The organism is Halobacillus dabanensis (assembly GCF_900114165.1).
Lineage (GTDB): Bacteria > Bacillota > Bacilli > Bacillales > Halobacillaceae > Halobacillus > Halobacillus dabanensis.
Map to the genome: position 1 here is coordinate 161,811 of NZ_FOSB01000001.1, position 16,104 is coordinate 177,914.

Annotated in this window: 13 protein-coding genes and 1 other annotated feature; of the genes, 12 read left to right on the forward strand and 1 reads right to left on the reverse strand. The window is 41.7% G+C overall.

What is annotated here, in order from left to right:
* Window positions 1-7 precede the first annotated feature (7 nt).
* Window positions 8-1,294 (forward strand): glutamate-1-semialdehyde 2,1-aminomutase, encoded by a 1,287-nt coding sequence (gene hemL, locus BMZ58_RS00785; RefSeq protein WP_075034658.1) that lies wholly within the window; start codon window positions 8-10, stop codon window positions 1,292-1,294.
* A gap of 129 nt (window positions 1,295-1,423) precedes the next feature.
* Complete coding sequence (spoVID, locus tag BMZ58_RS00790; protein ID WP_075034659.1) at window positions 1,424-2,422, forward strand: stage VI sporulation protein D; 999 nt, start codon at window positions 1,424-1,426, stop codon at window positions 2,420-2,422.
* On the opposite strand, the gene BMZ58_RS00795 is transcribed toward spoVID, so the two are convergent.
* On the reverse strand, window positions 2,419-2,607 hold the full coding sequence (locus BMZ58_RS00795) for a hypothetical protein (protein ID WP_075034660.1): 189 nt from the start codon (window positions 2,605-2,607) through the stop codon (window positions 2,419-2,421). The two genes, spoVID and BMZ58_RS00795, sit on opposite strands and share 4 nt — an antisense overlap.
* A 611-nt stretch (window positions 2,608-3,218) precedes the next feature.
* Window positions 3,219-3,444: a binding site (T-box leader), on the forward strand.
* Window positions 3,445-3,497: 53 nt separating this feature from the next.
* Between BMZ58_RS00795 and BMZ58_RS00800 the strand changes: the two genes are divergently transcribed.
* The 10 genes from BMZ58_RS00800 to mreD all read left to right on the forward strand — a co-directional run bounded on the left by BMZ58_RS00800 (window position 3,498) and on the right by mreD (window position 16,098).
* Complete coding sequence (locus tag BMZ58_RS00800; RefSeq protein ID WP_075034661.1) at window positions 3,498-6,140, forward strand: valine--tRNA ligase; 2,643 nt, start codon at window positions 3,498-3,500, stop codon at window positions 6,138-6,140.
* Between the two features lie 61 nt (window positions 6,141-6,201).
* Window positions 6,202-7,500 (forward strand): bifunctional folylpolyglutamate synthase/dihydrofolate synthase, encoded by a 1,299-nt coding sequence (locus tag BMZ58_RS00805; RefSeq protein WP_075035077.1) that lies wholly within the window; start codon window positions 6,202-6,204, stop codon window positions 7,498-7,500.
* A 350-nt stretch (window positions 7,501-7,850) separates the two neighbouring features.
* Complete coding sequence (locus tag BMZ58_RS00810; protein WP_139207267.1) at window positions 7,851-9,311, forward strand: sensor domain-containing diguanylate cyclase; 1,461 nt, start codon at window positions 7,851-7,853, stop codon at window positions 9,309-9,311.
* Window positions 9,312-9,700: 389 nt separating this feature from the next.
* Window positions 9,701-10,459 (forward strand): prepilin peptidase, encoded by a 759-nt coding sequence (locus tag BMZ58_RS00815; protein ID WP_075034662.1) that lies wholly within the window; start codon window positions 9,701-9,703, stop codon window positions 10,457-10,459.
* A gap of 250 nt (window positions 10,460-10,709) precedes the next feature.
* Window positions 10,710-11,531: an SPOR domain-containing protein gene (locus BMZ58_RS00820; protein WP_075034663.1), complete on the forward strand. Its 822-nt coding sequence runs from the start codon at window positions 10,710-10,712 to the stop codon at window positions 11,529-11,531.
* A gap of 260 nt (window positions 11,532-11,791) precedes the next feature.
* Window positions 11,792-12,358, forward strand: coding sequence for a Maf family protein (locus BMZ58_RS00825; RefSeq protein WP_075034664.1), 567 nt, complete (start codon window positions 11,792-11,794; stop codon window positions 12,356-12,358).
* A gap of 60 nt (window positions 12,359-12,418) precedes the next feature.
* A complete protein-coding gene (radC, locus tag BMZ58_RS00830) occupies window positions 12,419-13,090 on the forward strand; it encodes a RadC family protein (RefSeq protein WP_075035078.1) in 672 nt (223 codons plus the stop codon).
* A gap of 545 nt (window positions 13,091-13,635) precedes the next feature.
* Complete coding sequence (locus BMZ58_RS00835; protein ID WP_075034665.1) at window positions 13,636-14,676, forward strand: rod shape-determining protein; 1,041 nt, start codon at window positions 13,636-13,638, stop codon at window positions 14,674-14,676.
* 10 nt (window positions 14,677-14,686) lie between these two features.
* Window positions 14,687-15,574 carry a rod shape-determining protein MreC gene (gene mreC, locus BMZ58_RS00840; protein WP_075034666.1) on the forward strand — a complete coding sequence of 296 codons (888 nt, stop codon included), beginning with the start codon at window positions 14,687-14,689 and terminating at the stop codon, window positions 15,572-15,574.
* A complete protein-coding gene (gene mreD / locus BMZ58_RS00845) occupies window positions 15,571-16,098 on the forward strand; it encodes a rod shape-determining protein MreD (RefSeq protein ID WP_083412464.1) in 528 nt (175 codons plus the stop codon). The genes mreC and mreD overlap by 4 nt, the downstream gene beginning before the upstream one ends.
* Window positions 16,099-16,104: the final 6 nt, after the last annotated feature.

The following is a 16,104-nucleotide window of genomic DNA, read 5'->3' on the forward strand; positions in this document are numbered from 1 at the left end:
GGAAGCAATGAAAAAATTCGATCGTTCAAAACAGGCATATAATGAAGCGGTGAACTTGATGCCAGGTGGAGTCAATTCACCTGTGCGGGCTTTTAAATCGGTGCAGATGGACCCGATCTTCATGGAAAAAGGGGCTGGGTCGAAGCTTTATGACATTGATGGCAATGAATATATTGATTACGTGTTGAGTTTTGGTCCACTGATCCTGGGTCATGCAGATGAAAGAGTGACGGAATCATTATATAAGGCTACAGCTCAGGGGACTAGCTTCGGAGCTCCTACGGAAATGGAAAATAAGTTGGCACATTTAGTTAAAGAACGGGTTCCTTCTATTGAAATGCTCCGTATGGTCAACTCAGGTACAGAAGCGACAATGAGTGCACTTCGTGTTGCGAGAGGTTACACAGGGCGCGATAAAATCCTGAAGTTTGAAGGCAATTATCATGGTCATGGAGATTCCCTATTGATTAAAGCTGGTTCGGGGGTAGCCACATTGGGGCTTCCCGATTCTCCTGGTGTACCGGAATCGATTGCCCAGAATACGATCACCGTTCCATATAATGATTTAGAGAGTGCACGTTATGTGTTCGAACAATTTGGAGAAGATTTGGCAGCAGTTATTATTGAACCTGTCTCAGGTAATATGGGGGTGGTCCCACCTGAAAAAGACTTTCTGCAAGAGCTTAGAAGTATGACAGAGGAAAATGGAACTGTGCTCATTTTTGATGAAGTGATGACAGGCTTCCGTGTCGGATATCATAGTGCTCAAGGTCATTTCGGTGTGACACCGGACATGACTTGTTTAGGAAAAGTGATCGGCGGTGGTTTACCTGTTGGTGCATACGGTGGAAAACGTGAAATTATGGAACGCGTCGCACCTGTTGGAGATATTTATCAGGCAGGAACTCTTTCCGGTAACCCACTAGCAATGACAGCAGGATATGAAACGATTGCTGCCATGACGGAAGAAGCTTATGAGTCTATTAATAAAAAAGTAGACCGATTGATCGAAGGCTATCAGGACGCAGCTGAGAAGCATGGCATACCTTTGACCGTAAACAGAGCCGGTTCAATGGTTGGGTTCTTCTTTACGAATGAACCGGTCACAAATTTCGAAACAGCCAACAAGTCGGATCTTGAACTTTTCACTCGTTATTTCCAGGGGATGGTACAGGAAGGTATTTACTTGCCGCCATCTCAATTTGAGGGGCTCTTCTTATCTGTGAAGCACACGGATGAAGATATCGAAAAGACGATTCGGGCAGCTGGCAAAGTGTTTGCAAATATAAAATAAATGAAAAAAAGACGCAGGGGTTTGGGCCTATGCGTCTTTCTTTTGGATCTCTTCATGTATATAACGGTAACTCTCGCATAAGGTGATAATAGAGAATAGTGTTTATTACCTTATAGGAGGGACCGAATTTTGAATAATAAACAAAATGTATTTTCATTTTATCTAGATGAATCCATATGGTTCAAGGAAGGACAGGGCGTGAGAGAGTTGCTAGGCATCTCCTTGGAGCCTGAAATCAGTATTGAGGAACTCGGGGATGAGGTTCGTCTTAAAGGAACGGTGGACCTTGCAGGAGAATATATCCCTACAGGAAGTGACGATGTACAGGATGAAAGTCCTTTAGCACCGTCGGTTCGGATTATGGATCAAGTGGAATCGGCGGAAGAAGGGGTGCATGTATTTTCCCACGCTTTCCCAGTAGAAATAACTGTTCCTCTAGAAAGGGTATCAAATTTAGAAGATGTATTAATAGATATAGAGAGCTTTGATTACGAGCTCCCAGCTAATCGGCAGCTCCGCTTGCATGCCCAAGTGACGATTAATGGTGTGGAAGAGAAGAAGAATGAAGCTCAGAATGAAAAAGATTTTGATGAACCAGCGACAGTTGGACCACTAAATTTACAGGAACCGACCCAGGAGGATCCACCAGTCTTCCCTGAAAGAGAAGCGCCGATCTTTAAGATACATGAAGATGAGGGGCTGGAAGATGAAGGGCAAAGTGCCGATAATCCTGATGAAGATGGCCGTTGGTTTTATAAAAAGTCCCAAAGCCTTCCAGAGTTCTTCGGCAATAAAACAGAAACGATTCAACAAGCTCCTCCTGAAGAACCCTCGTATGACAGTACCTCAGAGTGGGGTGAAGTAAGTTTGGATGAAATGGAAGAGTCGTCATCCGATAAGGAAAGTGCTCAAGCTCCAGGGGGTATGGATGGAATCAAACAGATTTTCAAACATCTGTTCCCGAATAGGGAAGACAGTTACACTCAAATGAAAATGTACATTGCCCAGGAAGAAGAGACTCTGTCATCCATTGCAGAAAAATACGATGTGTCTCTCAAGCAGTTAGAGCGGGTCAATGATTCTACAGATGATGTCTCTCCTGGACAAATCGTTTATATACCTAATTAAATCCACTTATATTTGAAAGCAAGGAAAATGCCTAAGACGATACCCAGAAGGAAAATGTCGAAAGTGGTCGGGAAGAAAATTGTCCTTAGTGCTTGAAATATAACAATAGGTAACATGGACTTTTCAATTACGAACAGCCAATTTCTACACCATGGGGGTAGTCGATAACGATATAATCTGCTCATATCAGCACCTCTTTTCTAAATGTTTTTCCAATAACAGCTCCCTATAGTTGAAGACACAGTTTCGAACATTTTTGGGTGCGAATGGGGGATGGGAACTACTCGCTTTCCGCGGGAAGACGGCAAGCCTCCTCGAGCTAAAGTTCTACGAGGGTCTCGCAGCTTCCCATCCCCCATTGCCTTTATAAGCAGTTCGAAACTCCCTGCGATCTGACAATGCATTCAGTACCATGGGGTTAGCAGTTTTTCAAAATCAACTATGATCTCCAACTGAAATTTAGACTACAATGGGTAAGAACTTGGCACACCGTCCTCCCACGAAAGTGTTCATATGTGGAAATGCCCTGATAGCCACACTTGGCATAAGCAGAACATCAACGGAATGTGTTTTTTATTTCTTTGAGGTTCTGCTTATGACGCTGTCTGGGCAATGGAAATGGACGAGCCGTTTCCTATAGCCCCTAAATCTCCATGAAAATTCGGAATCGAATCTTCTGATATATACTTTTGAAGAGCTTCTGAGGTTGTTGATCAGGGGCTTTTGCACATTTTTTCAGAGATAGTTGACTAAATGCGTCTTTTCTATATACAATATGTAATATAGTCTATATACGTGAAATGCTTAGATAGGGAAGAGTACATGAACAATTCCTTCAGAGAGGAAGACAGATGCTGAGAGTTTTCCAGGAACCCTGTTGATGGAAGGTCGCCCTTGATGCAGCTTCTTTGAAAATACAGTAGGAGAAGCCGGTTAAAAGCCGTTATTTTATTTGAGTGTACAGGAAGAGTTTCCTGTAAATTAAGGTGGTACCACGGAAATGAATCCCTTTCGTCCTTTATTGGATGGAAGGGATTTTTTATTTAGATAAAGAGTATAAAGGAGGAAGATCAATATGGATCAACAAGATCTTTCCATGCCGACGAAATATGATCCGGCAGCAGTTGAAAAGGATCGGTATCAATATTGGGTAGATGGTAAGTTTTTTGAAGCAACAGGAGATGAAGAGAAGGAACCTTATACAATCGTTATTCCACCCCCGAACGTAACAGGTAAGCTGCACCTTGGCCATGCTTGGGATACGACGTTGCAGGATATCCTTTCCCGTGTGAAGCGGATGCAAGGTTATGATGTTCTTTGGTTGCCTGGAATGGATCATGCTGGGATTGCTACGCAGGCGAAAGTAGATGCTAAACTTCGGGAACAAGGAATATCCCGTCATGATTTAGGCCGTGAGAAATTCCTGGAAAAATCATGGGAGTGGAAGCATGAATATGCGAAGTTCATTCGGGCTCAATGGGAGAAGTTGGGACTCGGGTTGGATTACTCCCGTGAACGTTTCACTTTGGATGAAGGGCTTTCAGACGCAGTAAAAGAAGTGTTCGTCACCCTTTATGAAAAAGGCCTGGTTTACCGTGGGGAATACATCATTAACTGGGATCCAGCTACTAAAACCGCTCTTTCTGATATCGAAGTAGAATACAAGGATGTCCAGGGAGCGTTTTATCACATGCGCTATCCGCTCAAAGATGAAGATGGAGCAATCGAAATTGCTACAACTCGTCCAGAAACGATGCTTGGCGACACAGCTGTAGCCGTCCATCCGGAAGATGAACGTTACAAGCACCTCATTGGTAAAAAGGCCATCCTTCCTATTGTAGGCAGGGAGATCGAGATCGTTGCGGATGATTATGTGGATATGGAATTTGGTTCCGGCGCAGTAAAAATCACACCTGCCCATGACCCGAACGACTTTGAAATCGGAAACCGTCACAGTCTCGAGCGCATACTCGTTATGAACGAAGACGGAACGATGAACGAAAATGCTGGCAAATATAAAGGCATGGACCGTTTTGAGTGCCGTAAACAACTTGTTAAAGACCTCCAGGAAGAAGGAATTCTTTTTGAGATTGAAGAACATATGCATTCGGTTGGTCACTCTGAACGTAGTGGAGCGGTCGTAGAACCTTATTTGTCCACACAGTGGTTCGTCGATATGAAGCCACTGGCTGATGCATCTGTTGAATTGCAAAAAGGCGAAAATCAAGTACAATTCGTTCCTGACCGTTTTGAAAAGCCGTACTTGCACTGGATGGAAAATACACGTGATTGGTGTATTTCACGCCAGCTTTGGTGGGGGCACCGAATTCCGGCCTGGTACCATAAAGAATCCGGGGAAGTTTATGTAGGGAAAGAAGCACCAGAAGATCCTGAAAACTGGAACCAGGATGAAGATGTACTGGACACATGGTTTTCTTCGGCATTATGGCCTTTCTCAACGATGGGGTGGCCCGATGAGCAAAGTGAAGATTACCAGCGTTATTTCCCAACGGACGTACTCGTCACAGGGTATGATATCATCGGTTTCTGGGTCAGTCGTATGATCTTCCAATCGCTTGAATTCACAGGTAACCGTCCATTCAAAGATGTACTGATTCATGGTCTGGTTCGTGATGCAGATGGTCGGAAAATGAGTAAATCCCTGGGTAACGGTGTCGACCCAATGGATGTCATTGAGAAGTATGGAGCGGATTCGTTACGTTATTTCTTGTCGACTGGATCTTCCCCTGGGCAAGACTTGCGTTTCCATTGGGAGAAAGTAGAATCTACATGGAATTTTGCCAACAAGATTTGGAATGCCTCTCGTTTTGCCCTGATGAATATGGGAGACTTGAAGTATGAAGATATTGACATTACAGGTGAAAAATCAGTAGCGGACCAGTGGATTTTGACAAGGTTGAACCAAACCATTGAACAAGTGACGACAAATATTGATAAATACGAGTTCGGAGAAGCTGGTCGTCACCTTTACAATTTCATTTGGGATGATTTATGCGACTGGTATATTGAAATGGCGAAGCTTCCATTATACGGAGAAGACGAAGCCCGAATCCATACCACACGTTCTATCCTTGCTTACACTTTGGACCAAACGATGCGTATGTTGCATCCGTTCATGCCATTCATTACCGAGGAAATTTGGCAGCACCTGCCACATGAAGGTGAGTCGATCACTCAAGCTTCATGGCCGAAAGTCCGCGAAGATTTCCATAATGAACAGGCCGTATCGGAAATGGAGCGACTTGTATCCATCATCCGTTCAGTGAGGAATATCCGTGCTGAAGTGGACACCCCAATGTCTAAAGAAATACAGTTACTGATACAGGCAAAAGATGAATCGATTGTTCAAGAACTTGAGAAGAACCGTGATTATCTAGAAAGGTTCTGTAATCCGAGTGAATTGACAATAGGGACCGATCTTCAAGCACCAGAAAAAGCGATGTCAGCTGTCATTACTGGAGCTGAATTGTACCTTCCGTTAGCAGGGCTGATTAATATTGAGGATGAAATCAAACGTCTTGGAAATGAATGGAATAAATGGGATCAGGAAGTTGCAAGAGTTCAGAAGAAACTAGCGAATGAAGGTTTCGTCAGTAAAGCACCTGAACATGTCGTCGAAGAAGAACGTAAAAAAGAGACTGATTACCTAGATAAACGGTCTAAAGTAGAAGCGCGTATTAAGGAACTAAAAGAATAAGAGAGCGAGGAGGGTATTCTTAGGAGTACTCTCCTCTTTTTGAAAAGAGGGAATAGTAGTGATGAAATACGAGGAAGCAATAGAGTGGATCCATAGCAGGGAAAAGTTTAAGGTCAAGCCTGGACTGAAACGGATGACTTGGATGATGGAGCGATTAAATCATCCTGAGCAAACATTAAACGCTGTTCATATTGCCGGAACGAATGGAAAGGGGTCGACAGTTTCCTTTTTAAGACACATTTTACAGGAACAAAAATTTACAGTAGGGACGTTCACCTCTCCCTACATCGAGAGGTTCAATGAAAGAATCAGTGTGAATGGAACTCCTATTCCTGATCATTCTCTGGCTTTTTTAGTTGAAATAATTAAGCCGCTTGCTGAAGAATTAGCTCAAACTCCTCTGGGAGAGCCGACTGAATTCGAAATCATTACAGCGATGGCGATGCTTCATTTTTCCGAGTTACAGCTTGACTATGTCCTGATAGAGACAGGGTTAGGAGGGAAGTATGATTCCACAAATATTCTTGCCCCTCTTGTTTCTGTTATAACAAACATCGGACATGATCATATGAATATTCTTGGGAACACAGTGGAGGAAATAGCGGAAGAAAAAGCAGGGATTATTAAACCCGAAGTTCCGATTATCACGGCAGTAAAGCAAACGGAAGCTCTTGAAGTCATTGCACATCGAGCTAAAGAATGTGAGTCTGCTTTGTATTGTTTAGGTGAAGCCTTTCATGTGGAACACCTTAAAAGCACAGAGATAGGAGAATCGTTTATTTTCTCTAATCAAAACTACACGTCTCCTGAGCTTTTAAGTCGGATGAAAGGGCAGCACCAGGTGGAGAACGTTGCCCTGGCTATTCAGACTGCAGAACAATTGAGAGCAATAGGAGCGAATGTAAGAAGGGAAAAGTATATCGATGGGATCAGGAGAACGTTTTGGCCGGCAAGGTTTGAGAAAGTACGCAATAACCCATTAACTATTATTGATGGAGCCCATAATGAGGAAGGAACCCAGGCTCTGGTGAATACCTTGAAACGGCATTATGATGGTAGGAATATTATCCTTGTGTATGCCGCGCTAGAAGATAAGCCAGTGAGTAAGATGATAAACCTCCTATCCGAAGTGATCAAGACAGCTTATATGACTACATTTGACTTTCCAAGAGCGTTAAGTGCAAAAGAGCTTGCTGATTACTCTTCTATAACGGTCACAAAAGTTGTTGAAGATGAACAGGAGGCTATAAAACAGGCTTCCTTAAATGTAGGCAAAGATGATGTATTACTAATAACAGGTTCTCTTTACTTCATTTCTAAAATAAGGAAATTTTTTGAATCTGAAGAATTATTGTGGTAATATGTTAATGTTCTGAATATTCATATGGTACAATAGTCTGTAATGTGAGTGGGTCTTTAGGTGGGGGGGTGGCAGGATGACTAAGAGTAAGAAAGTAATCGTATGGCTGACGTGGGGAGCGGTTTGGCCTACCAGTTTGTACTTGTTATATGTTTGGTTGACCCCTACATTAGGGGGGGGACAGGACTGAAATCATAGCCTTCATCATCCTCGCTGCAATTGTAGCTCTTTTTCCACTACAAGTCGGGGATAATCCTGTATTCTTCACCCAGGGAATCGCTTTTGCGGTATTTTTGTATTATGGATTATTTATAGAAATCATCGTAAGCCAAGCAGCAATCTTTGTGCTTATGGCTAAGATGAGAATAGGGAAAACCGATTTACACCGATTACCTATCAATCTTATTATGTTCCTTATGATCTCCGTCGGTTCGGCAAGTATCTATTATGCCTTGGGTGGTACCCATGGTGAAACTGCTGTAGATAGCATAACCGATGTAATACCGATCGTTTCCTATGTCCTATTTCAAATTTTATTTAACCAATTCTCTATCAAGCTTATTTCCAGATTTCTTTATAAGAAAGAAGCGAAGTGGCTTGATTCCGGTTTTTTCTGGGACTTATTAACCGCCAGTCTGGTTCTGCCAATCGGGCTTATTCTATACATAGTCTTTGCGGAATACGGTTTGAGTGCCATCTTTTTTGTAGGGATTCCATTTGTATTTATTTCAGGTATGTTGATGCTTTATCATAATAGCAAACTGATCAATGATTATTTGAAGAAGACGAGTATTATTGGACATGAATTAACCGGGAAGCTCGGAGTAAAAGAAGTGCTGGATATTTTCGTCCAACGGCTAAGTGAACTTCTTCCTGTCGATTACATATACGTGTATGATGTATGTTCTGCTAATCGTATGAAGTTGATTAGATTCTTTGATCGGTCGAATGAAATCGATTTTCCAAATATACAACTTTCGAAGGGTCAAAGCATCAGCGGGAATACATGGAGTAAAGGAGGAAGTGTGTTTTATAAAAAGAAAGCAGACTGGTCGCATTTAGAAAATCGTTATACACCAGGCCGAGGAGAAAGTGTATTATCGGTTCCTATTGAAAGAAATAATGATATTGTAGGGATTGTTACTATTTTTTCCAATAGAAAGCACGCTTTTTTCCAATTCCAATTTATGATCTTGAATATTCTTGGTAACTACTTAGGGGTAGCGATCGATAATGCCCGTCACTACGAAAAGACAAAAGAAGAAAGTGAGCGTTGTGGCCTTACTGGTTTATATAATTACAGATATTTCGAAGATCATCTGGAGAACGTTTTCGATTCGTGGCAAAAAGAACAGAGAGTAGAGCCAATTTCACTGATTCTATTAGATATCGATCACTTTAAACAGGTGAACGATACATACGGACATGAAAGTGGGAATGAAGTTCTTGCATCGTTAGCAGAACGCCTTCAGGAAGTTGTAGGAACTCAGGGAACATTGGCACGTTATGGTGGAGAAGAATTTGTCCTCCTCTTACCGGGATCTGATGAAACGGAAGCGATTGAGGTTGCTTATTCCATCCGTACAAGCCTTATCCAGCGACCATTTATTTCTTATGAACATATGAATAATACACCTGAACCTATCCCGATCTCTGTCACAGCAAGTATCGGTGTAGCCACTTATCCTGACCATTGTGAAGAAGCACTTGATTTAATACGTCAGGCGGATAGGGCGATGTATTTGGGAGCGAAGCAAAGAGGAAGGGATAAAGTCGCCAGTTATAATGAAATAATTCAAACTGTCCAATGAAAAGTATTGGACAGCTTTTGTTTTTTGTAAGTAATTTACCGAATTATGACAGGACAAAGACCTATATTTACGTTATAATTTTTATATTGTATACATGACATAACTAGGTACGATTGACAAAGGTTTTAATTGTAAGGGAATTGTAAAGGGGGCTTGAGTGTTACAAGAGTAAAACTTTTGATTAGTTGTTAAATAGGGAGATGGCAATGAATGTTTTCGATGTACTTGAATTGTAACACTCATACAATTCAAAAGAATTAGAGGCTTGAATTCGCCCATTTGAAAGTTATTATTTTCCTTCCCAGTAGATTCATGGAGTTTTCTTTCCCACCAATAACCTCATTAAGGACCCCGAAAAAGTAGTCATAATAATCCTCAAGGAGAGAAACATGTACTTAATTATCCCACTTTATATTTTTGTCACCGGCATAATATTAGGTTCATTTTTTAATGTTGTCGGTCTACGCTTACCTAAAAGAGTTTCCTTCACTACCTCACGTTCTTCATGTCCCCACTGTTCCATCTCCCTTCAAGCAAGAGATCTTATTCCGCTCTTTTCTTATGTCATTTCTAAAGGTAAATGTAGGAATTGTCAGCATCCTATTTCGATTACTTATCCTCTGGTGGAGGTAAGTACGGGGTTTTTTTTCTTGCTTGCTTACATCCATTTTGGTCCATCGTTATCTTTCGCAGGGGCTTGTTTATTGATATCTCTTTCTGTCATTGTGACAGTTAGCGACTTGGCATACATGATCATACCCAACCCCTTACTCCTCTTCTTTACCATCTGCTTTACCATATATCGCATCCTCGAGCCGCTACACCCCTGGTTCGACTCTATCTTAGGCGCATTAGCTGGATTAGGAATAATCCTGGCAATAATCTTAATAAGTAAAGGTGGGATGGGGGCAGGAGACATGAAGTTATTAGGGGTCTTAGGGATCCTATTAGGTTTCAAGCTCACTTTGTTGACCTTGTTCTTAGCTACTTTAATTGGCACGGTCGTTAGTCTTACTTTAATTGCCCTCGAAATTATTGGAAGGAAAGACCCGTTTCCTTTCGGTCCATTTATTGTGCTGGCAGCGATGGTTAGTTATTTGTATGGTTCCAAGTTCTTGGAGCTATATTTTACTACCTTTTTCATGTAGGAGAAAGTAAGAAATCATGTTTTGTTTCATAACCTGTTCTGTTTCAGACTCCAGAAAATAAACTAAGTATTCATGGATTTTATATAGTAATTATCATAATGTAGATTATGAAAAGGAAGAGCGATAAAATTAAAAAGAAACCAAAGTCAATTGTAAGCTGAAATTGTCGAAGTAGTACTGACAAATTTCAGCGATGTTTTTAAATCTCCTGTGATAGGGTTGGGACAAACCTTGCAGGAGTGATCAAACTATGGATTCCAAGAACAAGATATCAATCTCATTCCGGGACCAGGACCACCAGAACACAAAACATGAAGTTGTTCGAACACAAAAGGAGCAAGCAGCAGCGGTGGAAAAGCATAAAGAAGATGAGCAATCGACGACCCCTGTGTATAAGTTGCCTCATAAAAAGAAAAGGGTGTCTAATGCTCCTGTCCGGCCTTTAATTACCACTGCGTTAACCGCGTTATTCGTCAGTTTAGGGATTGGGTTTTTATTGTTGCGAATGTTCGTTTCCCTAACAGACCAGACTGCTACAGGAAATGAAACCGTCCCTGTTACAGGTTCATCCGAAACGAATACAGAATCAGCGGTGGAGGGTTCAAATGAGGAAGGGTCGACCACTCAATTGCCCGATGGCACACCTCAGACATTTGATTCGTATATCGTCCAAGCAGGAGCTTTCTCTACGGAGGGTAAAGCAAAAGAGTGGCAAAGTAGGTTGACGGCACAACTGATTCCTTCTGTCATTTGGAAGCGCGATGGTCAGTACTTTTTATTTGTCGGTAGTGCTGCTAGTAAGCAGGAAGCAGAAATGATTTCAGATCGTTTAGCAGAAGAAAGTATTGACACGTATGTAAAGCCATTCTCTGTGAAGACGCAAAAGGAAATTCCATCAGGGCTTAAAACGCCAATCGAAACTCATGCAATGGGAGATTTGTCAGAAGGTAAAAGGCAAGAGGTGATGGAAGAAGTCGGTGCTGATACATCTCTTGGCCAGGCTTTGAGCGAATGGGAATCCCAGGATGATACAAATATTAACTGGTTACGTGTCACACAATCGTTAGAGTAGAGCAAGCCTCATAACAAAGTTGTTGATCAGGTTACGCGTTGGAAGAGTATTCCTTTAATTTGTGAATCCTTCAAAAAAACCAGCATATCTTTACAATGGAGAAATTGATAATGGATAAAATAGAAAAAAGGAGTATCCTATAATGGATACTCCTTTTTCTCATTATGGAAGGTGTAAATATCGGATTTTGCCGAATCCTTTAATAACGAGAAATAGAGTAATATATAAACAGCCCCATGGGAAGAAAGGATGTAGGAAGGATGAAACAATTGATTTTAGGGTCCCAGTCCCCGAGAAGAAAAGAATTGTTGGACTTAGCAGGTTACACCTTTGAAGTGAGGCCGTCTTCTGCAGAAGAGATCATTGAAGAGGGCATGTCTCCGGAAGGAGCAGTCCTGCATCTTTCTCGTTTGAAAGCAGAAGCAGTCACTATTACGGCAGATGAAGTTTTGCTTACGTCAGATACGGTAGTCGTTTTGGACGGCAAGATCCTCGGGAAGCCGGAAGATGTTCCGGAAGCGAAAGACTATTTGAGTAGATTGAGTGGACAGGTTCATCAAGTGTATACGGGTGTATGTATCCGCACCGAAGAAGAGTCCCAGACGTTTTATGTCACGACTGATGTACATTTTTATCCCCTCAAAGAGAAAGAAATTGAAACTTATATTCAAACAGGAGAGGTTTGGGATAAGGCTGGGGCATATGGGATTCAAGGGAGAGGTGCCCTTTTTGTAGAGAAAATTCATGGCGATTATTATAGTGTGGTAGGTTTGCCTATTTCGAGATTGTCCAGGGAACTGAGTCAATGGGGCATTTATTCTGATTAGCCCGCCTTCGCATGGGGACTTGTGAGGAAAGGGTGCGAAAATTTGTCACACACAAGTATTATGATCAAAGATGTCCCAAGACAGGACAGGCCAAGGGAGCGAATGATTGACTTAGGAGCGTCCCATTTATCTAATCAGGAATTACTTGCAATTCTCCTTGGAAGTGGTACAAAGAAGGAATCTGTGATGGAGTTGTCTAATCGGCTTCTTGTTCATTTTGAGGGCATAATGTTGCTGAAAGATGCGACCATTGAAGAATTGACGGCTATCAGAGGTATAGGAGTTGCTAAGGCAGTCCTTCTTCTATCTGCGATTGAAATGGGAAAAAGGATGCAGAAAATGAAGCCTGTGGAAAGATATATGATCAGAAGTCCAGAAGATGGGGCGGATTTTGTCATGGAAGAGATGCGTGACTTAAAACAAGAGCACTTCATCTGTCTATTTCTGAATACTAAGAATCAAGTCCTTCATCGGCAAACGATTTTTATTGGGAGCTTGAATGCTTCGATTGTCCATCCTCGGGAGGTTTATAAAGAAGCTGTGAAACGATCGGCTGCCTCCATCATTTGTGCCCACAACCACCCCTCAGGAGACCCCACACCATCACAGGAAGATATCCAAGTAACACGCAGGCTTAAAGAATGTGGGAAGATGATCGGGATTGAATTACTGGATCATTTAGTGATCGGTGATCGAAAATTTATTAGCTTGAAAGAAAAGGGTTATCTTTAATATTCCTGAAAACTCACCACACGCTTAGGGTGAAAGCGCATTTGTCTTCTGTGTAAAAATATAACAAAGTTTACTCCGGAAATTTTGAAACTCTAATTCTTAGGGTGTTTTCGTGCAAATTACGTATTTGAACGGAGGCACCTTTTTCCTTTTACAAATGATAAGTGTAGAAATTCTCGTATCAGTTAATTGTGTTATATGGGTGTGGCTGAATGATAGTAATAAGTTTATATGGACTTATTTAGTTTTTTCATACTTGGGAAACCGACGGTATTGGATTTAACAGGTGGGTAAGTAGAACAAGGGGGCTGTTTGTGGAGTATTGTAAGTACTCTTTTATTAGTGAAATTGGTCGAATGTGTAAAAAGTTGAACATATGATTTTGTAACACTATCTATTTTTGATGATTTTTCGTATAATTGAATAGATGAAAAAGAAAAGCGCCATTTATGGGAAACCTTATAAATAGGCGCTTCTTCTAATCAAGAAATTATATGGACGGCTATCCCCGCCTCAAAAGCGGGTTCTTAGAAAGGAAGATATTATTGGGGATTTTTGGATTCTCTCAAGATTTAGGAATTGATTTAGGTACTGCGAATACACTTGTGTTTATGAAAAATAAAGGGGTTATCGTAAGAGAGCCTTCGGTTGTTGCAAAAAATAGCCAAACAGGTGAAATTGAAGCGGTAGGAAACGATGCCCGGAACATGATTGGTCGTACACCGGGATACATAAATGTCATCCGACCGATGAAAGATGGCGTGATCGCTGATTATGATACGACCGCGCAAATGATGAAGTATTATATAAAAAAAGCATTGAAAACACGATCTTCTTTCGCGAGCAAACCAAATGTCATGGTTTGTGTTCCTTCTGGAATTACCATGGTCGAAGAGCGTGCGGTTATTGATGCTACGAAACAAGCGGGTGCTAAGGAAGCCTATCCAATAGCAGAACCATTCGCCGCTGCCATTGGTGCTGGTCTTCCAGTTTGGGAGCCGACTGGGAGTATGGTGGTTGATATCGGTGGAGGGACGACCGAAGTTGCGATTATTTCTCTCGGAGGAATTGTAACAAGTCAATCGATTCGAATTGCTGGAGATGAAATGGATGATAGCATCATTCAACATGTACGGAAGAAGTACAATCTAATGATTGGAGAACGTACAGCAGAAGAAGTGAAAATGGAATTAGGTGGGGCAGGAGAAGTCACAGAAGTGGACGAAATGGATATTAGAGGCCGTGACTTATTAAGCGGCTTACCGAAAACCATTACCATTCAGAGTGATGAAATCGTCAAAGCCATGAAAGATACGATTGATTCTATTATCGAAACGGTCAAAAACACGCTAGAAAAAACCCCTCCAGAGCTTGCCGCTGACATTATGGAACGCGGAATTGTACTTACCGGAGGCGGCGCACTACTTAGAAACATTGATACAGTCATCAGTGACGAAACCAACATGCCAGTATTTATTGCCGATAACCCTCTTGATTGTGTAGCGATAGGAACAGGGAAGTCGTTGGAGTACATCCATCATTTCCGATCGCAACCGAATGTAGCAAGTCGAGCTAAAATGGAGTAAATGAAACGTTATGCCTTCATTATTCCGTAGAAAAAGACTGGTGATTGTATTAATAGGTTTTATTGTGCTTGTAGCACTGATTGGCTTTTCGATTCGGGACCGTGATTCGTTAAGCACTCCAGAGAAATTTTTGCAAGATGCTGTCGGCTGGATGCAGACAGTCTTCCATAAGCCAGTTAGTCTTGTGGATGGTACGATTGAAAACATTCATGATATGTTTGATGTTTATGAACAAAACAAAGTGTTGAAAGCACGATTGTCTGAATATAAAGGGGTCATTCAAGAAAATCAGAGACTCACGAAGGAAAATAATGAATTACGTGATACTCTTGATAAGACAGAGGGGTTGAGCGATTATTCACCTACTCAGGCGACTGTCATTGCCAGAAGTTCCGATCGTTGGTTTGAACAGATGACAATCAATAAAGGGGAGGAACATGGAATAGAGAAGGATATGGCGGTCATGACGAGCGAAGGTTTGATAGGGAAAATAAAATCCGTCGGTGCCTTCCATTCCACCGTCCAACTTCTAAGTGGCTTTGACCGTTCGAACAAAATTTCTGCTTGGGTCGTCAGAGAAGATGAAAATGAAGACGAGGTCTTTGGGTTGATTGAAGGCTATGATGATGAAACAGGGCAACTTCTTCTTGAAGGAATCAAGTTGGACGAAGAACTTAAGGAGGGGGACACTGTCATCTCTTCTGGTCTGGGAGGAGTCTTCCCCAGCAACTTGAGGATCGGTACAGTAGAAGATGTAGTCAATGACCAATTCGGTCTTACTAAAACAGCTTATATTGAGCCGTTTGCCGACCTTTTTGACATCAATCATGTAATGGTCGTCGACAGGTCCGTAGAAACGATCGACACAGAGAACGAACCAGAGGAAGATGGATCATGAGCAGGTACAAGATTGCACTTATCTGCCTTTTTTTGCTCATCATGCAAGGAATGGCGATGAGTATGCTTCCTGCCAGCCTTGTCTATTCGGATTTACTTATGACCCCTCATTGGGTTTTAATTTTCCTAATGATTATTGCGGTATTTTATGACAAAGATGAGACTTATAACGCGGTTTGGTATGGACTTGCGTTCGGCTTGTTGGTTGATGTAATTTATACAGGCGTTTTAGGTGTGTATATGATTACCTATACACTTGTCATTTACGTGATTCATGGATTGAATAAACTCGTTCACGCGAATTTCCTTGCAGCGTCTTTGTTGGCAATTGTAGGTGTGACACTTGCTGATACCATGCTTTATGTCATCTATTCGTTCGTCCAGATTACATCAATGACGTGGGGCGATTATGGTTTATTGCGATTATTACCTACACTTGCGGCAAATATGATTTTCTTTATCCTTTTATATCCATTGGTGAAAGAGCGAGTTCACGATTGGTCTGAGCAAGTAAGTAATGTTTAATTAGTT